This is a genomic window from Paraperlucidibaca sp., from assembly GCF_982810325.1.
In genome coordinates this window covers 29,669-54,134 of the sequence record NZ_CEYEMI010000011.1, presented here as the reverse complement: position 1 = coordinate 54,134, position 24,466 = coordinate 29,669, and the positions used below count along the sequence as shown (strand labels likewise).

The 24,466-nt window shown below is 53.6% G+C and carries 21 protein-coding genes and 1 tRNA gene; 9 read left to right on the top strand and 13 right to left on the bottom strand.

Annotated features, from left to right (window positions below; genetic code table 11):
* Positions 1-418 precede the first annotated feature (418 nt).
* The gene (locus tag AC3DKE_RS05770) at positions 419-679 is read left to right on the top strand and encodes an accessory factor UbiK family protein (protein ID WP_340676023.1); all 261 of its coding nucleotides are present in this window, start codon (positions 419-421) and stop codon (positions 677-679) included.
* A 67-nt stretch (positions 680-746) separates the two neighbouring features.
* Positions 747-2,246, top strand: a complete 1,500-nt coding sequence (locus AC3DKE_RS05765; RefSeq protein WP_340676022.1) for a YifB family Mg chelatase-like AAA ATPase — start codon at positions 747-749, stop codon at positions 2,244-2,246.
* 44 nt (positions 2,247-2,290) lie between these two features.
* On the opposite strand, the gene AC3DKE_RS05760 is transcribed toward AC3DKE_RS05765, so the two are convergent.
* The 4 genes from AC3DKE_RS05760 to AC3DKE_RS05745 are packed head-to-tail and all read right to left on the bottom strand — an operon-like array spanning position 2,291 to position 6,925.
* A complete protein-coding gene (locus AC3DKE_RS05760; protein ID WP_411729541.1) occupies positions 2,291-3,487 on the bottom strand; it encodes an acyl-CoA dehydrogenase family protein in 1,197 nt (398 codons plus the stop codon).
* Positions 3,487-4,317, bottom strand: coding sequence for an SDR family oxidoreductase (locus tag AC3DKE_RS05755; RefSeq protein ID WP_411729542.1), 831 nt, complete (start codon positions 4,315-4,317; stop codon positions 3,487-3,489). The genes AC3DKE_RS05760 and AC3DKE_RS05755 overlap by 1 nt, the downstream gene beginning before the upstream one ends.
* Entirely contained in the window at positions 4,314-5,684 is a 1,371-nt protein-coding gene (locus AC3DKE_RS05750) for a cytochrome P450 (RefSeq protein ID WP_487990207.1), read from the bottom strand. Before AC3DKE_RS05750 ends, AC3DKE_RS05755 begins: the two co-directional genes overlap by 4 nt.
* Entirely contained in the window at positions 5,681-6,925 is a 1,245-nt protein-coding gene (locus AC3DKE_RS05745; protein ID WP_487990206.1) for an oxygenase MpaB family protein, read from the bottom strand. Before AC3DKE_RS05745 ends, AC3DKE_RS05750 begins: the two co-directional genes overlap by 4 nt.
* 216 nt (positions 6,926-7,141) lie before the next feature.
* Between AC3DKE_RS05745 and AC3DKE_RS05740 the strand changes: the two genes are divergently transcribed.
* On the top strand, positions 7,142-7,969 hold the full coding sequence (locus tag AC3DKE_RS05740) for a metal-dependent hydrolase (protein WP_484216507.1): 828 nt from the start codon (positions 7,142-7,144) through the stop codon (positions 7,967-7,969).
* Positions 7,970-8,082: 113 nt separating this feature from the next.
* Positions 8,083-10,092, top strand: a complete 2,010-nt coding sequence (gene rep, locus AC3DKE_RS05735; protein ID WP_340676016.1) for a DNA helicase Rep — start codon at positions 8,083-8,085, stop codon at positions 10,090-10,092.
* Between the two features lie 117 nt (positions 10,093-10,209).
* Here the strand turns inward: rep and AC3DKE_RS05730 are convergent, their stop codons facing one another.
* Both AC3DKE_RS05730 and AC3DKE_RS05725 read right to left on the bottom strand, forming a co-directional pair.
* A complete protein-coding gene (locus tag AC3DKE_RS05730) occupies positions 10,210-10,671 on the bottom strand; it encodes a c-type cytochrome (protein WP_411729547.1) in 462 nt (153 codons plus the stop codon).
* A 119-nt stretch (positions 10,672-10,790) separates the two neighbouring features.
* Positions 10,791-12,314, bottom strand: coding sequence for an OmpP1/FadL family transporter (locus tag AC3DKE_RS05725; RefSeq protein ID WP_340676014.1), 1,524 nt, complete (start codon positions 12,312-12,314; stop codon positions 10,791-10,793).
* A gap of 214 nt (positions 12,315-12,528) precedes the next feature.
* On the opposite strand from AC3DKE_RS05725, the gene AC3DKE_RS05720 reads away from it, so the two are divergent.
* The 4 genes from AC3DKE_RS05720 to AC3DKE_RS05705 all read left to right on the top strand — a co-directional run bounded on the left by AC3DKE_RS05720 (position 12,529) and on the right by AC3DKE_RS05705 (position 17,029).
* Positions 12,529-12,605 (top strand) — tRNA-Arg (locus AC3DKE_RS05720).
* Positions 12,606-12,633: 28 nt separating this feature from the next.
* Positions 12,634-13,533 (top strand): AEC family transporter, encoded by a 900-nt coding sequence (locus tag AC3DKE_RS05715; RefSeq protein ID WP_340676013.1) that lies wholly within the window; start codon positions 12,634-12,636, stop codon positions 13,531-13,533.
* 161 nt (positions 13,534-13,694) lie between these two features.
* Complete coding sequence (locus AC3DKE_RS05710) at positions 13,695-16,067, top strand: galactose oxidase early set domain-containing protein (RefSeq protein WP_487990205.1); 2,373 nt, start codon at positions 13,695-13,697, stop codon at positions 16,065-16,067.
* Positions 16,064-17,029 (top strand): hypothetical protein, encoded by a 966-nt coding sequence (locus tag AC3DKE_RS05705; RefSeq protein ID WP_487990204.1) that lies wholly within the window; start codon positions 16,064-16,066, stop codon positions 17,027-17,029. Before AC3DKE_RS05710 ends, AC3DKE_RS05705 begins: the two co-directional genes overlap by 4 nt.
* A 10-nt stretch (positions 17,030-17,039) precedes the next feature.
* On the opposite strand, the gene AC3DKE_RS05700 is transcribed toward AC3DKE_RS05705, so the two are convergent.
* The 4 genes from AC3DKE_RS05700 to rpiA are packed head-to-tail and all read right to left on the bottom strand — an operon-like array spanning position 17,040 to position 19,056.
* The gene (locus tag AC3DKE_RS05700) at positions 17,040-17,492 is read right to left on the bottom strand and encodes a protein tyrosine phosphatase family protein (protein WP_340676010.1); all 453 of its coding nucleotides are present in this window, start codon (positions 17,490-17,492) and stop codon (positions 17,040-17,042) included.
* 23 nt (positions 17,493-17,515) lie between these two features.
* Positions 17,516-17,929: a DUF6691 family protein gene (locus AC3DKE_RS05695; RefSeq protein WP_487990203.1), complete on the bottom strand. Its 414-nt coding sequence runs from the start codon at positions 17,927-17,929 to the stop codon at positions 17,516-17,518.
* A gap of 1 nt (position 17,930) precedes the next feature.
* Complete coding sequence (locus tag AC3DKE_RS05690) at positions 17,931-18,347, bottom strand: YeeE/YedE family protein (protein WP_340676008.1); 417 nt, start codon at positions 18,345-18,347, stop codon at positions 17,931-17,933.
* A gap of 31 nt (positions 18,348-18,378) precedes the next feature.
* On the bottom strand, positions 18,379-19,056 hold the full coding sequence (gene rpiA, locus AC3DKE_RS05685) for a ribose-5-phosphate isomerase RpiA (protein ID WP_340676007.1): 678 nt from the start codon (positions 19,054-19,056) through the stop codon (positions 18,379-18,381).
* Between the two features lie 78 nt (positions 19,057-19,134).
* On the opposite strand from rpiA, the gene ilvA reads away from it, so the two are divergent.
* Positions 19,135-20,646 carry a threonine ammonia-lyase, biosynthetic gene (ilvA, locus tag AC3DKE_RS05680; protein WP_340676006.1) on the top strand — a complete coding sequence of 504 codons (1,512 nt, stop codon included), beginning with the start codon at positions 19,135-19,137 and terminating at the stop codon, positions 20,644-20,646.
* Here the strand turns inward: ilvA and AC3DKE_RS05675 are convergent.
* The 3 genes from AC3DKE_RS05675 to AC3DKE_RS05665 form a co-directional block, all read right to left on the bottom strand.
* Positions 20,632-21,843 carry a response regulator gene (locus AC3DKE_RS05675; protein WP_487990202.1) on the bottom strand — a complete coding sequence of 404 codons (1,212 nt, stop codon included), beginning with the start codon at positions 21,841-21,843 and terminating at the stop codon, positions 20,632-20,634. The two genes, ilvA and AC3DKE_RS05675, sit on opposite strands and share 15 nt — an antisense overlap.
* The gene (locus AC3DKE_RS05670; protein WP_487990201.1) at positions 21,840-23,129 is read right to left on the bottom strand and encodes a sensor histidine kinase; all 1,290 of its coding nucleotides are present in this window, start codon (positions 23,127-23,129) and stop codon (positions 21,840-21,842) included. Before AC3DKE_RS05670 ends, AC3DKE_RS05675 begins: the two co-directional genes overlap by 4 nt.
* A gap of 132 nt (positions 23,130-23,261) precedes the next feature.
* The gene (locus AC3DKE_RS05665) at positions 23,262-24,458 is read right to left on the bottom strand and encodes a class I SAM-dependent rRNA methyltransferase (protein WP_340676003.1); all 1,197 of its coding nucleotides are present in this window, start codon (positions 24,456-24,458) and stop codon (positions 23,262-23,264) included.
* Positions 24,459-24,466: the final 8 nt, after the last annotated feature.

The window sequence follows — 24,466 nt, the reverse complement described above, 5'->3', positions numbered from 1 at the left end:
CCAGAAGTAGTAATTTCAGCGTGAGCCATTGCGCCGACAGTCATTAAAGAAGCAGCGATAACAGCATGTGATAATTTGGTCAGTTTCATGGTCAAACTCCATTCACTCTATTTAGGATGACTCGCGGTATTGATTCCACGATGTGCACGATAAACATTGCAGCTGCCGTGCCAACTTCACAAAACACATCTCAACGCGCTTAGTTTGCACCGCCAAAGCGGCATAAATACTGAGGTCGTAGCCACTAAATAGGCATAAACACTTGCCATATCTACCACTTCGTGGCTAGCACCAAATTGGTGCAATGATGTGGCTACTCCTATTAGTTGCACCGCTGCGCATCAAAATGATGCATAGCGGTGCGCTCGTCAGCACACCTAGCCATGCAGTAAACTCCGACACATTAGGAGATAGACCCATGGCACACGAAACCTTAATTAATCGCCTCGGCCAACAGTTTGGCGAGCGCCTGCCGAGCAGCTTGCAGACTGCCCGTAGCGAGCTTGAAGGCACGCTCAAAGGCTTATTGCGCGATGCCCTGTCGCGGATGGACTTGCTCACTCGCGATGAGTTCGATGTCCAGCAAACTTTGCTCGCTCGCACGCGCAGCAAAGTAGACGCACTAGAAGCTCAGCTGCGTGAGCTCGAAGCACAGCTCACCGCCCTCGAAAAAAAATAACGCCCTCGACCTAGCGCTACGGCAATGGCTGAGCCATACCTATTGATAATAGGTATGGAGAGCCGCCATGGCCTTAGCCAGTGTCGACAGCCGCGCCAGCGTTGGCCTGCAATCGCCGGCGGTGCGCATTGAAGTGCATTTATCAGCCGGACTACCGGGCTTAGCGATGGTCGGCATGCCGGAAGCCGGCGTGCGTGAAAGCAAAGATCGCGTGCGCTCAGCCATCATTAATAGTGGCTTCACCTTTCCGCAACAGCGCATCACCATCAACCTTGCGCCGGCTGAGCTGCCAAAAGAAGGCGCACGCTTTGACTTAGCCATAGCACTGGGTATTTTAGCCGCTAGCCAGCAATTACCTGAATCAGCGTTGAATCAGCTCTGCTGTGTTGGTGAGCTAGGCTTATCGGGTGACCTACGTGCGGTGCGCGGTGTCTTGTCTGATAGTTTGGCGTCCTTGCAGGCTGGCCAGCGTTTATTAGTTCCGCAAGCGAATGCATTGGAGGCAAGACTAGTCACGGAGGCACGAGTACTCTCAGCTGGCACATTAAGCTCGGTAGTGGAGTTTTTACGCGGCCAGCAAGATGCGGTCGAGCATGCGTCTCTGCCTGCGGTGATCTCACATGATGCGGTATTTCGTCATGACCTAAGCCAAGTAAAAGGCCAGTTTGGCGCTCGCCGAGCGCTGGAAATAGCTGCCGCTGGTGGCCACTCATTGCTGCTGTATGGGCCGCCTGGCTCAGGTAAAACATTGCTGGCGAGCTGTTTACCGAGCATCTTGCCGCCGCTGAACTGCGAGCGACAGCTGCAAGTCACAGCACTGCATTCACTGATAAATCATCCGCGCGAACTTTCTAGCCAGCCGCCTTTTCGTGCGCCGCATCACAGTGCAACACGGCCAGCGCTGATCGGTGGTGGCTCCGGCATACCGCGCCCCGGCGAGATTTCATTAGCTCATGCTGGCGTTTTATTTCTCGATGAGTTGCCAGAGTTTGACCGCCATGTGCTGGAGTCATTGCGCGAGCCACTAGAGTCCGGCGAGGTATGGATTGCTCGCGCCAAACATCAGCTCTGCTATCCCGCTCAGTTTCAGCTGATCGCCGCGATGAACCCCTGCCCTTGCGGCCATAAAGGCGCTAAACCCGACATCTGCCGCTGCACACCGGAGCAGACGGCGCGCTACGCTGGGCGCATATCTGGGCCATTGCTCGATCGGCTGGATTTATCTATTCGTGTTGATGCGGTGCCACTGACATTGCTTCGGGCCAATAGTGCGCCGAGTGAGTGCAGTGCGGTGGTGCGTAAGCGTGTGATGACGGCTAGAGCACGGCAAGCGGCGCGCCAAGGTGATGTGTTAAATGCGAACTTGCCGGCAGCGGGACTGCAGACGCAACTAGACGTGAAAGCGAATGAGTTTTTGCAAAGCGTTGGCGAGCGGATGGCGCTGTCGGCGCGGGCGTATCATCGCGTATTGCGCGTGGCGCGAACGATTGCCGACCTAGAGGCAGCTGATGTGGTGAGTGCGGCGATAGTGGCCGAAGCACTGACCTATCGTCAGCGCCCGACCTAAGCGCTACCGGCTTAATAATGATTTATATAGCCTGCATGCCTGCTTCAGTGCCAGCGGAAAAACTCAGTCTCATCGGCTAAATAGCTACGAGACAGAACCATTTTATGAATCTCGCTAGCGCCGTCGACCAAACGCGCTTGGCGAGCGTAGCGATACACCCATTCCACCAACGTGTCTTTCGAATAGCCCTGTGCACCCAAGAGCTGAATGGCAGTATCGGCGGCCTTATGTAATGTATCTGCGACATGCACTTTTGCCATCGATACTTCTTTGCGAGCAAAGTCGCCTTGATCAAGCATCCAGGCAGCATTCATCGTGAGCAACCGACCGATATGAATGTCCATGGCGGCAGCGCCGAGCATCCATTGCACACCCTCATGCTCGGCCAAGGTAATGCCGAAGCTTTGGCGCTGGCGGATATATGCGCCGGCAATTTCTAAGCAACGTTTGCTCAACCCAAGCCAGCGCATGCAATGCGTTAAGCGCGCTGGCCCCAAACGTATTTGCGTGACTTTGAGGCCATCGCCTACTTCCAATAAGCGCTGCTCGTCCGGAATCATCAGGCCGTCAAACACCAGCTCACAATGGCCGCCGTGCTCCTCGGGGCCCATGATGGCAATGCGCCGCTCAATGCGCCAACCAGGCGAGTCGGCATCGAATAAAAATGCAGTCAGACCTTTGCGCTCATCATCGCTGGTGCGGGCAATCAAGATGAATGTCTGCGCACCCTCAGCACCTGTGATAAACCATTTACGGCCAGTAATACGCCACTGATCACCAATTTTTTCAGCCTTGGTATAAGTCAGAGATGGATCAGAGCCACAGCCTTTCGGCTCGGTCATGGCGAAAGCCGAGCGCACTTTGCCATCGATAATTGGCTGCAACCAACGCTGCTTCAGCGCCTCGGTTTTCAGCACTTTATTCAGCACCTGCATATTGCCGTCATCAGGCGGGGCGCAGTTAAACACTACCGGCCCAAATGGCGAACGTGCCGCCTCTTCGTAAATTGCCGCCATGCCCACGTGATTTAAACCACGGCCACCGCGCGATTCGGGCATTTGAAAGGCCCACAATCCAGCGGCCTTGGCCTTAACACGTAAGCCCGCCAGCACGGTCTCGTCGATGTTTTCATGGGCATCCATAAAGCCTTTTTGCGACTCCAACGGCAACAATTCTTGACTGACAAAATCAGCTACTTGCTGGCGTAGCGCCTCGACTTCGGGACTAAGCGTAAAGTCCATTAAAACGTACCGACATAGAAGTCGCGCTGAATGTTTGCCGCTTGCGATGGATCGTTGGCATAGCCATCGAACTCAGTAACGCCAATATGGCGTAGCGCGGTTTCATCGAGCCAGCAGACTTCATTTGCGAAGCGCTCACACTCAGTTAAAAGCGCATAAGCAGCATCAGCCATGATGGCGGGTTTGCGTGCCATGGCTAGGCCTGCCTCACCTGCGGTCATGCCCACTGCGGCGGTAGCAATTAAGGTTGCCGGCCACAATGTACGGACTTGCACACCACGATTAGCGACCTCTTGCTGGAAGCCGAGACTTAACAAAGTCATGGCGTATTTGGTACTCGTATACGGCGCGAAGGCACCCAGCCAGCCCGGGTCCAGGTTTATTGGAGGGCATAGGTTGAGCACCTGACCACCACTTTTAAGCAGGTGCGGCAGGCATTCACGCATGGTAATCATAGGTGCGCGCGAGTTCAGCGCATGCATTAAGTCGTAATGCTTGGTTTGCGTCGCGGCGATCGGCGTCACACCAATAAATCCAGCATTGTTCACCAGCACATCAATGCCACCAAAATGCTCAATTGTTTGCGCTATAGCGGCTACCAGCTGCGCCTCATCACGAGCGTCGACAACTAATGCCAACGCTTGCCCGCCTGCAGCTTTAATCTCCTCAGCCACACTATGCACCGTGCCGGGCAAGCGCGCATGCGGTTGATCGGTCTTTGCTGCGATGACCACATTGGCTCCTTCGCGGGCAAAGCGCAGCGCGATTTCACGTCCAATACCACGGCTTCCACCCGTCATAAACAGCGTTTTTCCCTGCCATGCGCTCATACAGCACCCCTCATCTCAGATGTTTCTAATGTTTGCCACCGCACCGGCAAGCCATCGGCTGGCGTCGGCAATGACGTAAAATTGATCGGCATACGATAGCCCGAGGCGACTGACCAGCGATAGCGCCGCAGCAAATGATAAAGAATGGTCTTCACTTCCATCTCAGCAAAGTGCATGCCGATACATTTATGCGCACCGCCGCCAAACGGCACGTACTGATACGGATGGCCTTTATGCTCGGCACGCTCAGGACTAAAGCGCTCAGGGTCAAATAGCTCGGGATTGCGCCAATACTGTGGCAAATGATGCGTAACTAAAGGGCTGATAATCACATACGTTTTCGCCGGAATATCCATGCCGGCAAAATGGCAGGCCTTCTTTGTTCGTCGCGGTAGCACGTGTACCGGTGAAAGCAGCCGCAATGACTCGAAAAATACCTGCTGCATGAGCGGCAATGCAGCGAGGTCGTCATAGCTCAGCGTGTCTTTGTCTAATGCTTGAGCTTCCTCACGTAGACGCTCCTGCCACTCTGGGTATCGTGCCAAGTAGTAACTCATCGAGCTGAGTGCGATGGTGCTAGTGTCATGCGCAGCCATCATCAAGAAAATCATGTGATTAACGATATCTTGGTCTTGAAAGCCAATGCCGTCCTCATCCTCAGCACTAAGTAGATAGCTGAATAAATCTGGCCCTAAATTGTCACGCTTGGAGGCGATACGCTGGCGAAAAAACTGCTCCAGTTCTTTCCGCGCCTGCAAACCACGATGCCAACGCCCGCCCGGCACAGGGAAGCGCACCAAGGCCGTGCCAGCACGCACGCAATCGACAAAAGCATGGTTAATTCGGTCAGCTTCGGGGCCTAATTGCTCGCCCATAAACACTTGTGTGGCGATATCTAAAGTGAGCTCTTTCAACGCTGGATAGAGCTTAAAACGTTGGCGCGGATGCCAATTCGCGATGCCATTAAGCACCGCTTCATTCATGCCCTCGAGGTAAGCCTCCATGGCCGGACGCTTAAATGCCGCCTGCATAATGCCGCGATGTTGGCGATGCTCCATGCCATCGAGCAGCATGATGCCGCGAGTAAAAAATGGTCCAATAAATGGCGTCCACCCTTCGCCACTGGAAAAGACATTGCCTTCGTTTTTCAGCACAAAGGCGAGCGCATCGGGCCCACTTAAGGCCAATGAACTAATGCCTAATGCCTTACCACGCACCACAGGACCATGGCGTAAATGCATGTCGATGCCGCTGGAGATTGGTCGGAAAAAGAAGTTCAGCGTTTGCCCTAAGATCGGCAAGCCCTTAGCTTCAGGGATGCGCGAAAGCATGTCACGGCGCTCTCGGCGCTCAGCTAGCCAGCTCATTTAGCTGCACTGCGTTGATGTGCCAACTCAGCATCAACAACTCCTGCCGGACGCTGACCAAGACTTTGCTTCATGGCAATTTTTTGTAATTTTCGCCCACGCGCTTGCTGCGCCGCATGCCATCTGGGCCGCAAACGCTGCCCTGTATACAGCACAGTGCGTGGCAACAATGTCAGTAAGGGAAACCACGGTTTGATATTACTAGGCAATCCAAGCTGCTGCATTTGCTCAGCGGTCAAAAAATAGCGGCTAATGCTTAAATGAATTTGATAGGCCACTTTGCGACGTAGATTCTCCTGCGTTAAAAAATGCCGCTCCAATGGCTCTTTCGATAAGGCCAGGCCCAGCTCACGACTCGTCCAGTCTGGCGGGCTCTGCGTCATCAAGGCCGCGTGCAATAACACCGCACCATCACGTTCGTTAAAGCGCAGCCACCGTGCATCGACACCCATCAGCCAGCAGGCGTAACTCCACAGCATCATCACCCCGCGAGATTCACGAGGCGTTGCCTGCACACCAAGCTTGCGCAGGCCACCGAGCATGACCACGCTAAAGCCCAAATAGGTCGCCGCCATATCGATCTGATTTAACGGCAGACCCCAGACCGAATGATCCCAGTCAGCGCGCTTATCGAGCTGGCGGCGCACCACGGCGTGCACCATGCGTACTTGCAGTGTGGTGGCGAAGCCGGGGCCAAAGCGGCGCAGGCCATCTGGCTCAGTGCAATCCATCCACCATTTGCCAGTTTCGCCCACGCGCTGCGCCGTGCCTCGCGTTAGCGCACCGGTCATTACTAAAGCTTGGTTAAAGCCCGATAATAAATAGCCGCCCATCAGCGCTAAGTCACGCATGACTTGCAATGCCGTTAGGCCTGCGCCGTGAATAAAACCCATGCCCTCGTTGAGCAAGTCCCAATCTAGCCATTCCGGCTCGGCTTCGAGCACCGCAAAAAACACGCGTAATGGCTCGGGACAATCAGCAATACTATCGACGCCTTTAGCAATGGCTTGCGCAAAAAGCTTACGCGCCGGCCCCATGCCATAACTCAACATCCAGTCCAGCAATGCATCCATGGCTGGATCACCAGCCTGCAAATCCGCCACGGCGGCATCAAATTCAGGGCGTGTGGGCGCTAATTGGCGGCCTAGCATCATGCGCAACAAGAGCGGCGTTGGCCGCTGCGTTTTAGCAAAGGGACGAACGCGGCTCGGTACGGTATTCGGCGCAGATGGTATCGACATGGCCTAACTCGCCTATTGGAAGTTCTCAACCATAATGCGAAGTCTTATTCGCATTCAATTCGCATTTCAATGAGCTCTCGCAAGCACAAATAAAAACGCTGAATATTGGGCCACATAGGCTCTAAATATACAGTGGCGATGGATCAGACATGAGAGGTTGTCAATTTGTTGCGACCGTGTATATTTAAAGCATTACCGACAAATGGTGAGTTAGCCATGACATCCCAAGCAAAGATCCTCAACCAGGTTAATCGCCCAACACCACGGCGCATGGACTTCGTCTTCGACGACAGTATTCCTATGGATTGGTTTGGCGGCAGCCCATTCAAAACCATGGTACTCACAGCGCTGTCGGCAACGTTCCCCGAGGGCGAGCGATTTTTTGTCGACTCCGTGCGTCACTATCAAAAGCGCGTTAGCCCCGATCTAGCCAAGCAAGTCAGCGGCTTTATTGGCCAAGAAGCCCACCATGGCCGCGAACACACCGCTTTTAACGCATTCATGGGTCGCAAAGGCTTACCAATGGCTGAGATCGACGAGTTCGTGGAAAAAGGCATGAGGTTTATGCGCCGCAAGCTTTCACCCGAGCGTCAGCTGGCGATGACCTGTGCGCTGGAGCATTTCACCGCAATTCTCGCCGAGCTGGCGCTAGAAAACCCTGAGTTTTTCGGCCCTATGGATGAGCGTGTAAAGCCACTCTGGTACTGGCATGCCATTGAAGAAAGCGAACATAAAGCCGTCGCCTTTGATGTCTTCCAAGAACAAGTTGGCAGCTACTGGATTCGTAGCTCACAAATGGTGATCAACTCCATCGAGTTCGCCTTCTTCTCTAGCTTTCACACCTATCAACTTCTCAAAGCTCGGGGCATTCAGCGCGACTGGAAAATGCATCGCGAAGGCCTGAAAGAGCTATTCGTTAAGCCCGGTTGGTTACGCAAAATGGGCAAAGCCTATTTGGCTTACTACAAGCCCAGCTTTCACCCCTGGCAGCGCGACACCACAAAAGCCATGAACCATTGGAAAGCTGTTTACGGCATCGAATGATATCGGCCACTTATGCTAATCAGCCTCGCAGCCACTTTCGACAGCAAAGCGTAGAATAAGCAGCCCCAGCCCACTACACTATCGCCCCGCCGCCCAGCTGCTCGGAAGTGTGTGTGAATCAGCTTAATCCTCGTCAACGCGAAGCCGTTTTAGCCATCTCCGGCCCCGTGTTGGTGCTCGCCGGCGCCGGCTCTGGCAAAACCTCGGTGATCACGCAAAAAATCGCCTACTTGATCAATGAGTGCGGAATCTCGGCGAGCAAAATTTTAGCGGTGACCTTCACCAATAAAGCCGCACGTGAGATGAAAGAACGCGCTGGCAAATTGGTCAGCGGCCCTATCGCACGCGGCCTCACCGTGTCGACCTTTCACACCCTCGGCCTGACCATGATCAAGCGCTCGCCCGAGCAGTTTGGCCTGAAAAAGAATTTCTCAATATTTGACGCTGAAGACTCAAACACGCTGCTCGGCGAATTGCTGCATAAAGAAAATGCCAGCGACAAAATCAAGCTGGTGCGCAGCATCATCTCGAGTTTTAAAAATGATTTGGTGACGCCGGCCGAAGCGGTTAGCCGCGCCGAAAGCGAAGGCGATCTTTTTGCCGCCATGGTTTATGAATCTTACGAGCGCCATTTACGCGCCTACAACGCCGTCGATTTTGATGACTTAATTGTTCGCCCCACACTGGCTTTGCGCGACAACGATGCTTTGCGCGAGCAATGGCAGAACAAAGTGCATTACCTCTTAGTCGATGAATATCAAGACACCAACTCTGCTCAGTATTTGATGGTCAAGCTCTTGGTCGGCAGCCGCGCTTGCTTCACCGCCGTCGGCGACGATGACCAATCGATTTACGCTTGGCGTGGCGCACGGCCAGAAAACTTGGCGGATTTGGCAAATGATTATCCTGCGCTAAAAGTCATTATGCTCGAGCAGAACTACCGCTCGACCAGTCGCATTTTAAAGGCCGCCAACGCCGTCATTGCCAACAACCCACATACGTTTGTGAAGAACCTGTGGAGCCAGCACGGCATGGGCGCAAACATCCGCGTGGTGCAATGCCCCACAGAAGATGCCGAAGCCGAGAAAGTGGTGACTGAGCTGCTCAATCATAAGGTCATGCAGCGCTGCGAATTTCGCGATTATGCCGTGCTCTATCGCGGCAATTTTCAAGCGCGCGTGATGGAAACCAAGCTGCGCGAGTTCCAGATTCCTTACAAAATTTCCGGCGGCCAATCGTTTTTTGCGCGCTCAGAAATCAAAGATGTAATGGCGTATTTGCGTCTGATCATTAACCCCGAAGATGACAACGCATTTTTGCGCATCGTTAATACGCCAAAGCGCGAAATCGGCCCATCCACGCTGGAGAAGCTCGGCAGCTACTCACAGCAGCGCGAATGCCCGATGTTATTGGCCTGCGATGAGCTTGGCCTTGGCCTGCATGTCGGCGACCGTGCATTGACCCGCCTACAAGAGTTCTCGGCGTGGATAGGCAGCACCGCGCGCGCCATCATTGGCGGAAATGAACCGCTCAATGACATCAAACAAATGCTCTTGGACATCGACTACAACGATTATTTACTGGAGCAATCGGCCACACCGCAAGCGGCCGAGCGCCGCATGGAGTCGGTGAATAGTTTCTTGAGTTCGGTGCAGCGGCTTTGGGAAAAAGCCGAAGATGAAGAAGACCGCGATATCGAAGCGGTAATTCGCAAATTGGTTTTGCTCGATCTTTTAGAGCAGCAAGCTGAGGAAGATGACAGTGACAAAGTCCAGCTGATGACGCTACACGCGGCTAAAGGCTTGGAGTTTCCGCATGTGTTTTTAATCGGCCTAGAGGAAGACTTGCTGCCGCATCGGAACAGTATTGAGGCCGACACTGTCGAAGAAGAGCGGCGCTTGATGTATGTCGGCATCACTCGCGCCAAGCAAACGCTAACGCTGACTTACTCTGCTAAGCGCAAATCGGCTGGCGAAATGATGGCCACCACACCTAGCCGCTTTCTCGATGAGCTGCCAGCTGACGATCTCGACTGGGAAGGTAAAAGCAGTGGCCGCAGCACCGAGCAAAAGCAGGCTATTGGTCGCGCGCATTTGACTAATTTGCGAGACTTATTGGGTTAGCGCCGCTGCAGGTAGCCGCGGCTTAAGCGGCACGACAACACGCATCAGTGCCGCTTAAGCAAACTCCAGCCACAAAAAAGCCGCCTCGATGGGCGGCTTTTTCATTGCAGCGTAAGCTTATTTAGACTTGGCAATCATCACGTCAACTGCCGCAATGATCTCGTCATCGGAGCAAGTACCACAACCGCCTTTCGGTGGCATGCTGCGAATACCTTCAATGCCGTGCTTGTGCAGAGTTGCTGCGCCTTGGGCAATACGTGGACCCCACTGGCCTTTATTGCCAATCACTGGCGCACCCATCAGGCCAGCGCTATGGCAGGCGGCACAGACAGCAGTAACAACTTCATCGCCAGAGCGTGGGCCGCTCGCAGCAGCAGGAGCAGCGGCAACAGCAGCAGCGCATGGGTCACCCTCATAACAAACCTTGCCCGCCATATTGATGCGCTCAATAGTCGCGCGCTCACTAAACAAGCCACGCTCACCTAGAGGGTATTCGGAAATATCTTTGGTCGATTTCGCTTGTGCTGCCATCGACAACACCAAACCAACGCTAGCCAGCATCAATGCAATTTTTTTCACGTCAACCTCACTTGGGCAAAGCGGCAGGCCATCAGCGCTGCCGAAACGGGAAAAGTATACCCGCATTCATTGTGCGCCAAAAGCCTTTGCTGCTCTGCCGCACAAGTGCAGGACATAACTTAGTAGGTGTAATTCATGCCAAGCGTCAGTTCATACTGGCGCATATCGAGGGCAATTTCTTGGTCACCATCATCTATTCCCGCATTAATTAAACCACCCTGGAGTAGCTGCACATTGCTCAACGGATTGCGACCACGTACTGGCTTAGCATCGGCATACATCATGCTTAAATCGTAACCCCAGCGTGGTGTCGCCTGCCAGTTCACACCCAGTGTGTAATGCTGCTCCACTACGCCTGGCGCCAGCATATTTAATGTTACTTCGCTAGATGGAATGGGTTGAGAGTCAGGCTGGCTGTAGCCCGCACGCCATTTCCAGTCACCTTGCGTGTATTGATAACCAAACTTATAAATGCTCATGTCTTGCCAGCCAAAGCCAGGGCCCGTGTCGGCGCCAAGGCAGGATGGACTGGATTGGCTAGAACCTGCCAGCCTTGGCAGAGCGCAACCGCTAACAAAGGCCTGCGGGTTAAGCGGTCGACCAACAGAAGCCACCTCATTGAATGAAATATGCTGATAATCGAGCAGGAATCGATGCGCAGGTAATGGCTGCCAAGCCAGCCCAAGATTCCAAGTTGTCGGAATATCGAAATCGCCCTGCTCAGCAAACAAGCCGGCGTATTCCTTAAATTTCGTCATGTGGATACGCGACTGCCAAGACGCACCAAAATCTAAACCCGGTGCAATGGTAGCAAGCATGCCGATACGCCCACCGCCGCCATAGGAAAAGCTGGTGCCGTTATCAGTAACTTTATCGGGCTCATTAGAAAATGCGGCAAATGCCTGTAGACCCTTGGCCTCAAATCGCTGCACAGCAAAGATAGGTGAGATGCCAAAAGATAGGCGTTCATTTACGTTAATGGCTAGCGTAGGCACAACAAACAGTTGAATCAAATCAACTGATGCAGTGCCATTGCCATTACCGCAAAAGCCCAGTAGATCAGGGTTGTTCGCAAGTGCTGCACCACCGCCAAAGGCACCCTGGCAACGACTACTAACAACGCTATTTCCTACATTAGCTATTGGGTTGCCTAGGCCATTAAGCAGTGAACCGACCAAGCCAGCATTATTTCCAACCGCGGTGTTTACACCAAAAAAGGTGGCATTGCTTTCACTCTGCTTATACACCGTGTTCAGACCACCGTTGCCATAGAGCGCAAAGCCTGCCGACAAGGTTTCGTTAATTGGCGCAGCAAAGGCAAAACCAGGGATAGCAAAAATATTGTGACTACTTTTCACTGTGCCAGCATCGGTAGCGAAAATGCCAAGACCATTAGCATTTGGCTCGGTAGCCTCAAATTGCCGGCGCGGCACAAACAAGCTGAGGTTGGCATCCCAACGCATGCTTTTAATGCGGCCAATGCCGGCGGGATTAATGGTTGCGATTAAGGCGTCATCGCTAGTTGCCGTACCAGCACCACCCTGCGCGCGCTGCGAAGCGCTATAACCGTGAGCAAAATAGCCATTAGTAGCAAATGCAGCCGTGCTGACTAAGCTCAGTGCGAGCGCCATAACTCGTTTCATCTGGTGTTTCCCTCAGCGACTAAAAGACGCGTGAATTCATAATGTCGCGGATGATTAGCAATTTTCTTATCCTTGTAAAAGACTTTGATGCCATGAGCTAATAAGTAAACGCTATAAGAGTGCGGAATCACGCGCACCAGCGTGGACGCATTCAGCAGCAATCGTTATGATGCGCAGCCTTAAGTCAGCAGGCTTAAGGCTTATTGCTATCTACGCGCCCGTAGCTCAGCTGGATAGAGTATCGGTTTCCGAAACCGGTGGTCGTGGGTTCGAATCCCGCCGGGCGCACCATTCCCCCTGCTAGCGGTGGAGTATTTTCATGGATTCTCTGCTGCTTATTCCTAGCTGCCTATTCCTCGGATTTTTAGTCGCACGCTTTGCCTCGCCGCCAAAAGATATGGCGCCGGCATTGAACTGGTGGGTGATTCAAATCGCGCTGCCAGCCATCGTGCTCGAGCTAATTCCACGCCTAAGCTTCAATATCGATCTATGGTATTTGGTCATCTCGCAATGGCTGGTGTTTATTGGCGCGGCTATTGTGTTTCAGCTAATTGGTAGCTGGCTAGGATGGTCGCGCGCCCGCATCGGCGCACTGATCTTGGTCTGCGGGCTTGGCAATACCTCATTCATTGGCTACCCCATGCTCGAGGCCCTGCGCGGCCGCGAAGGTTTGGCTTTCGGCGTGGTTGCCGACCAACTTGGCTGCTTTATCATGCTCAGTGTCGGTGGCGTCTTGGTTACTGCTGTTTATGGCGGAGCTTCTACTAGCGCCTCCGCCGTTGCGAAAAAAATCCTGCTATTTCCAGCATTTATTGCACTGATCATCGGGCTTATTGTTGGGCAACTAGGTGGATGGCCAGATCAAATCGATAGCATCTTGTCGCGTATTGGCGCCACGCTCACGCCACTAGCACTATTTTCTGTTGGCCTTCGCTTACGGCTATCGCTACATAAATACCAGCTCATGCCGGTCATGATAGGTCTAAGCTGGAAGTTGCTGCTTGCGCCCTTAGCCATACTCGGCCTCGGTAGCGCCTTCGCCGTTTCGGCCAATGTGCTCAGCATTGCGGTGTTACAGGCGGCCATGGCGCCGATGATCTCCGCCGCAATTCTTGCCGACCAAAATGATCTAGAACCAGACCTCGCCAATGCCATTCTCGGCATCGGCATTGTGATGTCATTATTCACCGTCACTGCCTGGCATTTACTGCTGCCGTAAGCGCTCAAAACATCCATGTTATTGCCTTAACCATACATCGATTAGACAAATACGACCGTTTAGCGCGAATTCCTGCCACTCATCGAGAGTGGGTTTGTCTAACTTGCCAAGCGTTTACTTAGTGACCAGTATTTCCCGACTTGTGTCAGGATTACAAAATCATGCAAAAAATAACAAGAAACAAACTAGCGCCACTCTTCCTTGTTGGCACCTCACTTGCGCTTGCCGCTTGCGGTGGTAGCTCTAGCAATAGCAGCTCAGCGAATGGCATCAGCGCACGCGAAACCGGCCAATCAAATATTTCCGAGCCCGACTGCACGACCGACGAGTGCATGAAAAATGGCGGCTTCACTAAGCCATTTGTTGAGCCGTTTGGCCCTAGCAGCATGAAGGCCATGGCCCGCGAAGTGGCAGACGAAGAAGCCGCAGAGGCCAGCGCAAACCCACTAGACATGCTCGACGGCCTGCTCGATTCCATGGGCCTGCTAACGTCGAAAGGCAACCTGAAAAACCCATTAAAAATGGTTCCGCAGGACGATCGCTGCATTCGCAATGCCGATGGTCGCCCAACTGAATGCAAACCAGCTGCTGGCTCCGTTGCTCTGCTTGAGGATGGTCGCGTGCTTTATTTCAACGCGCTTGAAGGCACAGAAGACGCCGAGTTCTCGATCTTCTTCGAAGCAGGCGCGGTTGTCACCAATGACCAAACACGTGTGATGAGCCTCCGCGGCCGCAAGGCCGGCTGGATGCAGCCAACGCCAGTTGATGGTGGCGCCAACCCTGACGGTGCGAAATCGACCGTGATTTTGCCCGGCGGCCTAACTGACACAGCAGGAAAACGAAACAATAATGACGGCGCGCTATTTTGCGCAGACTTAGAAATGCTGGCGGATGGCCGCATCATGGCTGTTGGCGGCACTGACTATTATTTTGAACCCGGCATAGATGGCCCAATCGCGCTTGGCCTATCAGAACTCGAAGGCATTAAAAATGCGCGTATTTTTGACCCTGCTGATAATAGCTGGTCGAAAACAGGCGATATGAAAAATGGTCGCTGGTACCCGTCGCTAACTACTCTAGCCAATGGCAATGTCTTTGTTACTTCTGGCGTTACTAAGCTGATCAAACCGGTATATCCAGAAAACCCCTTAACCTCAGGCCGCAATGTCACAGAGTCTGAAACTTACGATTTTGGCTGCGGCACTTGGTCAAGCAACGGCGGTGGCGGCGAACGCTCATTACCGCTGTATCCACGCCAACATTTATTACCTAATGGCCACGTGCTCTATAACGCCGGCGGCCAAGCCTTCAACCCATTCGGCCAGTCCTACGACCAAGCCCTGTGGAATATTGTCGCTGCCTATAGCCCCGACACTAATAAGTGGACCGACCTCGGCTACGCAGGCCTGCCATTACAGTTCAATAAAGCAGGCCTAGATAGAATCGGCTCGGCACTTAACGTCACCAACCCAGATGCCGCCGCCGATATTCAATCGACGCTCACTGGCTTGCTCGGCAGCATTTTAGAAGATCCAATGTCTGCACTTAGCCCACTCACCGATGCACTCAGCGGCGACCCGTCCGGCACACTGATGAACGCTATTGGCTCAGGCTTCCGTGGCTCCACGTTCTCCATCCAGATGCCGTTAAAGCCCAACGAGCAAGGCCGTTATGATCACGCTGAGTTCCTCACTGGCGGCGGCGTGCTCGGCTTGATCACAGTGGGCAGCCCAGGCTCCTACTTCCCGACTAATTTATCGCGCATCGACCGCATCAATATCGCTGAAGACGACAGCATGGAGTATGTCTCGCGCATTACCGGCAATATGACCACACCACGTTGGTATGGCACTGGTGTGCTACTGCCAACGGGAAAAGTCATGGTGTTTTCTGGCGCTGACCGTGACGAAGTTGTATTGCCCGGCTTAGGCGGCCCGATCAAAAAATCAGAGATGTTCGATCCAGCAACAGAAACATGGACCGAGATGGCAATCGCGCACAATCCACGCACCTACCACAACACCGCCATGCTGCTGCCCGATGGTCGCATCTTGATCGGTGGCCACTCACCCATTAACACCGCATACGCTTTCTCGATCAATATCCCTGGCCTATCACCCAACGACGGCCGCGACCCCAGCTTCGAGATCTATAGCCCGCCTTATGTCTTCGGCCCACGCCCAAGCATTACTAGCGCGCCAGCCCGTGCCACACACGGAGACAACTTAAACATTGGTGTCGCGAATGCTGACAATATTGTCGATGTGGTTTTGGTCAAACGCACCACGCTCACACACATTGTCGATGGCGATCAGCGCACCGTGTCACTGCCCTTCACGCGTTCAGGCAACACGCTCAATGCACGTATGCCTATACAAAAAGCAGTAACTCCAGCTGGTGCCTATATGCTCTTTGTCATCACAGAAAATGCCAAAGGCGAGCGCATCCCGTCGGAGTCGACTTCATTGCGCGTGACCACCCCTGAAACCACTAACCCTGTCTGCACAGCGCAGCCGGTGGTTGCGCAACGATGATCAATACTCGCTACTCAATGCGGCCGGGCTTACGCCTGGCCGCTGTTGTTTTAACTAGCCTTATAAGCTCCACCGCATGGTCACACGCTGCTCATAACGAAGACAGGCGCGCCAGCATTGACCCTCTGCCGAATGCGCTAAAAGGTGTCACTGTGCAGCTGGTCGAAACACTGGGCGCGCAACTGGTGATAGACAATAAAACCGCTAAGCCTTTGGTGATTTTAGCTAACGATGGCAAGCCATTTTTACGCGTCAGTAGCGCAGGTGTGGATGCCAATGTCCGCCATCAGACCTGGCTCGATAGCTACTTGCCTGGCGGCCTGCCGCATCGCAAAACCATCGATGGCGAAGGCGATAAACCCGACTGGCGCATGGTGCGCAAAACCTCGCATTGGGGTTGGTTCGATGAGCGCCTGAAAGTCGAAAACGCCAAGGGCGATAGCTGGCGTATTCCCGTACGTTATGGCGATGTCGATGCCGTCATCAGCGGTAAATTTGTTGCGGCATTGGCTAATGGACTGTGGCAATCAAGCTGGCAGAGTGCGCCAAAATTGCCCAAAGGCGTGTCGATATTACTCATCCCCGGCCAGCCTTTTGGCCTGATGCTGAGCAATAGCAGCCGGCAGACGGTGGAGGTTTTAGATGATCAAAAGCAGCCATTTCTGCGCTTAAATGCCAAAGGAACGTTCGCCAATACACATAGCGCGCTATGGCAAGAGACCGCCGCGCAGTCATCGCTACGGCAAGCGCAAGCTCAGGCCTGGCAAAAGATATCGGCCACGCCGCGTTATACCTGGGTGGAGCCGCGCACATTGCCTGCCGCTGGAGCGGCAACGAAAGCTGTGCAACGCTGGAATATCACGCTACTCATAGATGGCAAAGCCACTGTGCTAAATGGCCAAAGTCGATGGGTGAAAGCGCCGAAACGTGATACCGCGCCAACTACGACGCAGTATCAATGACGTAGGGCTGCTAGCCTTGCTGCAGCAACTGCACCACCAAAGGCTCAAGCTTAGTAAGGCCATAACGGCGGCCTTCTAGCAGCGCCTCATCATGGCTCATGCCTTTGAGCCATGCCGCGCGCAAGGCAAACAAAGCACCAACGCGATTTCCGCTCATGCAATGCACCAACACCGGCGTCTCACCGACGCTGGCCAGCAGCGCATCGAGCGCCTCGGCATTACTACGATTTAAGTCATGACCACCAACTATCGGCAGATGCACGTAATACAGGCCAAGTTCAGCGGCCATTGCGGCCTCATCGAAACCACCGTGCTCATGCTCAGGCAACATATCGATGATATGCGTGAAGCCCAAGGCCGCAACTTCGCTCAGCGACTCCGGTGAGACAAACCCGCCAACATATTCGTTAGGAGCAATGTGCAGCAGGTTTGGAATGCTCAGCGAGCTTGTGTCCATGGGCATAGCAATACTCTCGTTGGTAACTATTAGCGTTTGAGCATCAGGCGGTCATGTAGCCACATGCCCGCCAGCAACATGACGCAGAAAAATAAAATGTCGCCCTGACCGGTGCCAATATTGACCAGAGCTGGGCCTGGGCAAAGGCCAGATAAGCCCCAGCCGATGCCAAAGAGCATGGCACCGATAACTAGTTTGCTATCGATGATATTGATGCTGGGCCAGCTGAAGCTTGCGGCAAATAAGGGCTTAGGCATTTTCCGCAGCAGCGCAAAAGCCGGCACGGTGATGGCAACTGCGCCACCCATCACGAAAGCCAATGTGGCATCCCAATTACCGGCTAAATCGAGGAAGTCTTGCACTTTGTACGGGTCGGACATGCCGGAATAAAGCAGGCCCCAGCCGAACACCGCACCCGCTAATAACGCCATGATGATGCCCATCTTATGCACCTCCGTGACGCAAAAAGTAGACGGTGATGAAGCCGCTGAGCATGAAAACTATCACGGCAGTTAATGAGCGCATGGAGCGTCGTGCCAATCCGCACACGCCATGACCTGAGGTGCAACCACTGCCGAGACGTGTGCCAAAACCAACCAATACGCCAGCGATGCCGAGCAGCAGATAATTACCTTCAGTGGGCAAGCTTACTGCCGGTGCCATGAGCACACCAACGCCAATAAGGCCGAGCAGAAATGCCAGACGCCAAGCCCGCTCATCATTCGGAATACGCTGTAATAAGCTGCCAGCAATGCCGCTAATGCCGGCAATTCGGCCGATGCCAAGCATCAGCACGACCGACGCAAAACCAATCGCCATACCGCCAATTAAGCCCGCTTGGAAACTCTCAGGGATAGCCATGCCATGACACTCAATAGTTTATGTTTTTGTATTATGTCTGGCGATGATGGGTTTGTACACCATCGACTGTTCCTAATAACAAAACATCAGCAGGACGCGCAGCAAAAAGTCCGTTGGTAACAACGCCGGTAAGGTTATTCAAGCGCTGCTCAAGCTCGACTGGATCGCTAATGTGCAGGCCGTAAGTGTCTAAAATGACGTTGCCGTTATCGGTGACAAAACCGGTGCGATAGACCGGGCTGCCACCCATTTTCACCAACTCGCGAGCAATCATAGAGCGCGCCATCGGGATCACTTCTATTGGCAATGGAAATGTGCCCAAAGTGGTAACCAACTTACTGGAGTCGGCGATGCAGATAAATTTATCGGCCAATGCCGCGACAATTTTCTCGCGCGTTAAAGCGCCGCCGCCGCCCTTGATCATGGCCAAGGCCGGAGTGATTTCATCAGCGCCATCGACATAAATACTGATGCGGTCGACCTGATTTAAATCCACCACTTCTATGCCAATAGCCTGCAGACGCTCACGGGTGGATTCACTGCTCGCGACCGCCGCTTTCACGTGGCCTTTGACACTGGCCAGCGCATCAATAAAGGCATTGGCAGTAGAGCCAGTGCCAACACCAAGTATTTCACCCGGCTGCACATAGGCAATGGCGGCCTCGGCAACAGCGCGTTTTAGGGCATCGGCAGATAAAACAGCGGGCATAGCAAACTCCACGGGCATCACGAGCAGGGATAATGTCGCGTAGTATACTCACTGCCATTGCTTAAGAGTTATCCGACCATGCTCGATGCCGTCGTCAAACGCATTTTACAGGCTCGCGTCTATGACGTAGCTATTGAAAGCCCACTCGATGAAGCGGCCCTGCTTTCGAAGCGCCTAAAAAATCGTGTGCTAATAAAACGCGAAGATTTACAGCCAGTGTTTTCCTTCAAGCTGCGCGGCGCTTACAACAAAATTCGCCTGCTGCCAGAGGCTGATCGTGCTCGTGGCGTGATTTGCGCATCGGCGGGAAATCATGCCCAAGGCGTGGCCTTGGCGACTAAAAAGCTCGGCATCAAAGGCGTGATTGTCATGCCGCAAACCACGCCCGACATCAAAGTGAATGCCGTGCGTGCGCTGGGTGCTCAGGCTGTGTTGCATGGCGACAACTACGATGAAGCCTTTGCCTACGCTCAAGAGCTGATGAATGAGAAGGGCTATACCTTCGTTCATCCCTTCGATGACCCTGACACTATTGCCGGTCAAGGCACGGTGGCGATGGAAATCTTGCGCCAGCACAGCGGCGAAATCGATGCGGTATTTATTCCCTGCGGCGGTGGCGGCCTGATGGCTGGCATGGCGGCGTATATCAAACATGTGCGACCAGAAATCCGTGTTATCGCGGTTGAGGCCGAAGACTCTGCCTGCTTAGCTGCTGCCATGAAGGCCGGCAAGCGCGTGGTGCTGCCGCACGTCGGTCTATTTGCCGATGGCGTTGCCGTCAAGCAAATCGGCAAATACACATTCGAGATTGCTCAGCACTGTGTCGATGAAGTCATCACCTGCAATACCGATGAAATTTGCGCGGCCATCAAGGATATTTTCGATGAGTGCCGCTCGATTGCTGAGCCAGCGGGCGCACTCGCCATCGCCGGCCTGAAAAAATATGTGCAGCGCGAAGGCGTGACACAGCAGACCTTGGTGGCAGTTAACTCTGGCGCCAATATGAACTTTGATCGCCTGCGCCATATTGCCGAGCGCACCGAATTAGGCGAAGGCCGCGAGGCCGTGATGGCAGTGACCATTCCCGAAAAAGCCGGTGCTTTCAAAGCCTTCTGCCTAGCTATTGGCAAACGTAATATCACCGAATTCAACTATCGCTATGCCAGTGCTACCGCCGCGCATGTCTTCGTGGGTGTGTCGCTCAAGCCCGGGCTCGATGCGCGCTTGGAACTAGTTAGTAGTCTGCAAAAGAAAGGCTACGAAGTACTGGATTTATCTGACGATGAAACCGCGAAATTGCATACGCGGCATTTGGTCGGTGGCCATGCTGGTCTCAGCGATGAGCGCTTATTCCGCTTCGAATTTCCTGAACGCCCCGGTGCGCTCATGGCATTTCTAAGCGAGCTAGGCACGCAATGGAATATTTCATTATTTCATTACCGCAACCATGGCGCCGCTTATGGCCGCGTCTTGATTGGCTTGCAGCTAGGCGACAAGCCATTGAAAGATTTGATCAAATCGCTAGATTCAGTAGGCTATCCCTACGCCGATGAAAGCGCCAACCCAGCTTATCAGCTATTCTTTCGCTAGCGCCTCGGGCTCATCAGGGCCCGCACCTTTCGTCTGTAGCTGATGGTGTAAATAACCAATCAGCTCAGGCGGAATCAGCACCGCAATACGCTCATCTTTCATTTCTGGGCAGTTATAGATTAGCCGCTCAACAAAGCTGTCATTGACCACATAGCCTGCCGGCGCCAGCAATATTCCGCGCGGGGTATTCACCGCCTCTAGCAACACCATGCCTTCACGCAACATATCTGGCGTGAGCTTCAGCTGGCGCGAAATATCTGATTGCGGCCCAAGCTCCTCATGCAGCGCCTGCAATATTCGGCCATCATCGCCGTAGACCTCAGCCAGCATAGCCATGGCCTCTCTCGTCGGCAAACCCGATGCCTCAAGCCGTACATAAGCCTGCACCACGCGAATCACATGGGCTTGATCGGCTAAGCTAAACGACGACAATCGCTTCTTATGCGCCAAGCTCGGCTCAATCGCACAAATCAATTCCAACACTGGCTCAATACGCGGAATATTGGCCAGCAAATCCCAAGTACGCTGGTGCGCCGAAGCAAGATCACGCTGCTCAGCCTGACTCAGTTTCAAGCCACGCATAACCTTTTCCTGCAATGACACCGGCAGGCTGACCATGCACAGATTCACTAGCATGGCCGCCATCGAACTCGCCCAAGACGCTTCCAACTGCAATCGCGTACTCACGCCCTGAACTAAATCAGCAATACGCCGAGCCTGACCAAAGCTAGCTGGGCTAGCCATCGCCAAGGCTTCAACTAGCGCCTGCATACAACCCTTAACTGTTTTCTCTAGCAGCTCTTTTTCAGCAGTCACCAAACGGTATTGCGCTAAAGCATCGTTCACCGCGAGATGAATTTCGTCGCGCGGGCAAGGCTTATTGAGGAAGCGAAAAATATGGCCTTGATTGACTGCGCGCATGGCGGCATCGATATCGCTATAGCCAGTTAAAAGCATGCGTGTGGCCAATGGGCTGCGCTGGCGGCATTGCGCCAAAACTGCATCGCCGGTCATGCCTGGCATGCGCATATCGCAAATAATCACCGCCAGCCGCGGCAAGTCAGCAAGCAGTGCCAGTGCCGCCTCACCACTTTCAGCGAGATGCACTTCGCCTAGCTGGCGTAGCGACAACCTCAGGCCTTGTAGCACCTGCACATCGTCATCAATACATAGGATTTGAGGCAGCTCCGCACTCATGTCGACACGCCCTGTATGGGTAGCTCAATGATAAAGCTGGCGCCCTGCGGCACAGCAGGCTCACACCACAGCTTACCTTTATGTTGATCAACAATAAGCGCTCGGCTAATAGGCAGGCCTTGGCCTGTACCTTGACCAACAGCTTTGGTGGTGAAAAATGGGTCAAAAATTCGATGCCGCAGCGACTCTTCTACGCCGCTGCCATTATCACTCACCACCAAGCGAATATGACCTTCATGCTGACTCAAAACGATGGTGATTTGGCCTGGCTGACCTGAGTCTATCTGCATATTCAGGCGACTATCGATGGCATGGCAGGCATTGGTGAGTAAGTTAATCAGAACCTGCACTATATGATCGCGACGACAGATCACGGCAGGCACATCCTGCAGCTCAAGAACCACTTTGGCGACCTGACCCACCTCATGTGCAGAAAGCGTAATAGCTTCCTGCACTAGTACAGCCATATTCTCAGGGTTCGCGGTCTCGCTGATGTGAGTGAAACTGCGCATGCTGCGAGTAATGTCGCGTACTCGAGACACGCCCTCTTGGCTGCGTTTCAGCGCCGCCGGCAGATTCTCACGAATAAATGTCGAGTCGATACGCTGCAGCAACTCATTCATTGCGGGTGACTTGCTCGTCTCTTGCACAGCTAGCGCCAAAACATCCAATAACTCACTGCAGGCTTCATCAATAAAGCTTAGGTTATCGCCTAAATACTGCAGCGGCGTATTGATCTCATGGGCAATCCCGGCCGCCAAACTGCCCATAGCCTCTAACTTGTGAGCTTGACGCTGCAAGAGCTCAGTTCGGTGATATTCCCGAAGATCGACGCCAATAAGCACGTATTGCACGCGATCTTGCGTATCTTTCTCTTGGGCAATAGACAGCAGGACCGGCACTGGCTGGCCATCATAGCCACGAAATTGCGCCTCAACGGTAATCTCGGCATCTTGCGAGTCAATGACTTGCGACAGCAGTGCTTTCGCGTCCGGCAAAAACTCAGCCAATGGTCGTCCGAGCAATGCCACCGACTGCATATCGAGCAAGCGCCCTGCCTGTTCGTTGGCATGCTGAATGTATAAGTCAGAGGTAATAACCAACCACAAGCCAGGCACAGGGCTTTTTAGACCACCTACGCGAGCCGCGGCTTGGTTGAGTGAAACTTCAGGCGCGTGTTCGGCAATATCGTCGAGCGCGCGCTCAAACAGCGCTACCTGCTGTTGCAGGAGCGCGTGGGCGAGCTCGTCTTCCGACAAGGCATTGAGCAGTGAAGAGTCCGACATGAGGGCTCTCGTGGCGAATTAAGAAGTAACTCTATATCGGCACGAGAGCGTGTTTCTTTAGCGAGAGCGATGGCCGCTAGCTAGGAGGCCGGGGCCTTTCTTGCTATCAGCTGCCCTCACTCTATCGATTAACTAGATCGGTAACACGCGCGCAAACACGGCCTTCAAATACTCAGTTTCAGGAATCGCTGGGTGAATCGGGTGGTCAGCGCCCTGATGACTGTGATGAACAATCTGCGCTTGGCGATCGATATGACGCGAGCTGGCGCGAATCACATCCACCAGTTCGTTACGACCCAAATGCATCGAGCAAGATGCGCTAATCAGCAGACCGTCGCGATTAAGCAGGCGCATGGCCAGCTCATTGATGCGGCGATAAGCCTGCAGGCCGGCTTTATGATCTTTGCGACGGGTAATAAAGGCTGGCGGATCGATAATGACGACATCGAAGCGCTCGCCTTCTTGCTTAAGCGCTGTCAGTGCGTCGAAGGCATCGCCTTGCAAAGTCTGCACGCGCGACTCAACACCGTTGAGTGCGGCATTGCGCATAAGTTGATCTAAGGCTTTTTCCGAGCCATCAACGCAATGCACTTCAGCGGCACCAAAGGCCGCGGCCTGCACGCCCCATCCGCCCAAATACGAGAACACGTCGAGCACACGCTTGCCTTCGACCAAGCCTTTTAAGCGCGCACGGGCATCGCGGTGGTCATAGAACCAGCCGGTTTTTTGGCCTTCACGCACCAAGGCTTCAAAGGCAACACCATTTTCGCGCAAAGGTACGCGATCAGGCACTTCGCCGTAAGCGACTTCGACATAGGAATCTAGGCCTTCAACGACGCGCATTTTGCCGTCATTTTTGAACAAGACGCCGCTGGGCTTGAAGACTTTCACGATGGCATCGACAAGTTCCGACTTCATCCGTTCCATGCCGGCATTGGAGATTTGCACAACGAAAATATCAGCAAAACGGTCGATGACCACGCCCGGCAAGCCATCGCTATCGCCATAAACCAAACGGTAATACGGCTCGTCGAACCATTGCTCGCGCAGGCTTAGTGCGATTTGCAGGCGATGCACAAATAGCGACGTCGACAAAGGATGTGCGACATCGCGGTTATACAGGCGCGCACAAATCAAGGCATTGGGGTTAACGATAGCCAAGCCTAAAGCCTTGCCTTTGCTATCTTCGACAACAACCTGATCGCCCGGGTTTATTGCTTTCAGCGGCGTTGCGGCAATGTCGACCTCGTTGGAAAAAATCCACACATGGCCTTCGCGCAAACGGCGCTCTTCACTGGTCTTTAAGCGTAAACGGGGCAAATCAGTCATGGTTATCT

Bases quoted from the DNA above. Each gene is read 5' to 3' on its own strand.
- AC3DKE_RS05760 (WP_411729541.1), bottom strand. From the start codon at position 3,487: ATGGACTTTACGCTTAGTCCCGAAGTCGAGGCGCTACGCCAGCAAGTA.
- AC3DKE_RS05765 (WP_340676022.1), top strand. From the start codon at position 747: ATGGCCTTAGCCAGTGTCGACAGCCGCGCCAGCGTTGGCCTGCAATCG.
- ilvA (WP_340676006.1), top strand. From the start codon at position 19,135: ATGCTCGATGCCGTCGTCAAACGCATTTTACAGGCTCGCGTCTATGAC.
- AC3DKE_RS05665 (WP_340676003.1), bottom strand. From the start codon at position 24,458: ATGACTGATTTGCCCCGTTTACGCTTAAAGACCAGTGAAGAGCGCCGT.
- AC3DKE_RS05770 (WP_340676023.1), top strand. From the start codon at position 419: ATGGCACACGAAACCTTAATTAATCGCCTCGGCCAACAGTTTGGCGAG.
- AC3DKE_RS05740 (WP_484216507.1), top strand. From the start codon at position 7,142: ATGACATCCCAAGCAAAGATCCTCAACCAGGTTAATCGCCCAACACCA.
- AC3DKE_RS05690 (WP_340676008.1), bottom strand. From the start codon at position 18,347: ATGGCTATCCCTGAGAGTTTCCAAGCGGGCTTAATTGGCGGTATGGCG.
- AC3DKE_RS05705 (WP_487990204.1), top strand. From the start codon at position 16,064: ATGATCAATACTCGCTACTCAATGCGGCCGGGCTTACGCCTGGCCGCT.
- AC3DKE_RS05670 (WP_487990201.1), bottom strand. From the start codon at position 23,129: ATGTCGGACTCTTCACTGCTCAATGCCTTGTCGGAAGACGAGCTCGCC.
- AC3DKE_RS05745 (WP_487990206.1), bottom strand. From the start codon at position 6,925: ATGTCGATACCATCTGCGCCGAATACCGTACCGAGCCGCGTTCGTCCC.
- rpiA (WP_340676007.1), bottom strand. From the start codon at position 19,056: ATGCCCGCTGTTTTATCTGCCGATGCCCTAAAACGCGCTGTTGCCGAG.
- AC3DKE_RS05725 (WP_340676014.1), bottom strand. From the start codon at position 12,314: ATGAAACGAGTTATGGCGCTCGCACTGAGCTTAGTCAGCACGGCTGCA.
- AC3DKE_RS05695 (WP_487990203.1), bottom strand. From the start codon at position 17,929: ATGGGCATCATCATGGCGTTATTAGCGGGTGCGGTGTTCGGCTGGGGC.
- AC3DKE_RS05750 (WP_487990207.1), bottom strand. From the start codon at position 5,684: ATGAGCTGGCTAGCTGAGCGCCGAGAGCGCCGTGACATGCTTTCGCGC.
- AC3DKE_RS05675 (WP_487990202.1), bottom strand. From the start codon at position 21,843: ATGAGTGCGGAGCTGCCTCAAATCCTATGTATTGATGACGATGTGCAG.
- AC3DKE_RS05700 (WP_340676010.1), bottom strand. From the start codon at position 17,492: ATGCCCATGGACACAAGCTCGCTGAGCATTCCAAACCTGCTGCACATT.
- AC3DKE_RS05710 (WP_487990205.1), top strand. From the start codon at position 13,695: ATGCAAAAAATAACAAGAAACAAACTAGCGCCACTCTTCCTTGTTGGC.
- AC3DKE_RS05755 (WP_411729542.1), bottom strand. From the start codon at position 4,317: ATGAGCGCATGGCAGGGAAAAACGCTGTTTATGACGGGTGGAAGCCGT.
- AC3DKE_RS05715 (WP_340676013.1), top strand. From the start codon at position 12,634: ATGGATTCTCTGCTGCTTATTCCTAGCTGCCTATTCCTCGGATTTTTA.